Below are 448 nucleotides of genomic sequence, written 5' to 3'. Positions count from 1 at the left end.
GCTGCCTTTCGGTCAACCGCGCAGGCCGTCCCAGCCGTGCCCCGCTACGCCGTGCTGCCTCTAGCCCTGCCCTTGTACGCTCCCGGATGATCTCGCGCTCGAATTCGGCAAACCCGGCGAGGATGGTCAGAAAGAGCTGCCCGTTTGCCGTGCCGGTCTCGATCCCGACATCGAGAAGCCTCACCCGCACCTGACGTTCCACAAGACTGCCCACCAGCCCCATGACGTCGAGCATGGTCCGCCCCAGCCGGTCGAGACGCGCTGCAACGAGACTGTCGCCCGGCTGCAGCTTTGCCAGCACTTCCGACAGCCCCGGTCGTGACGCGGCCGGAACCCCGCCGGAGACCGTGTCGAGCACGATCTCCCGCACCCCTTCTCGCTCGAGTGCCAGAAGCTGCGGATCATGCGTCTGATCATCGGTCGAGACGCGTGCATAGCCATACCGTGT

The 448-nt window shown here is 66.1% G+C and carries 1 protein-coding gene; it reads right to left on the bottom strand.

Translation table 11 applies throughout. The annotated features are described in order from the left end of the window. The coding region (locus WFJ47_RS16480; protein ID WP_336764452.1) for a recombinase family protein at nt 1-448 on the bottom strand (448 nt) is incomplete at both ends.

It is taken from the genome of Asaia sp. VD9 (assembly GCF_037150015.1).
Taxonomy (GTDB): Bacteria; Pseudomonadota; Alphaproteobacteria; order Acetobacterales; family Acetobacteraceae; genus Asaia.
The sequence above is the reverse complement of the archived record's forward strand: the minus strand, read 5'-3'. Positions and strand labels throughout refer to the sequence as shown.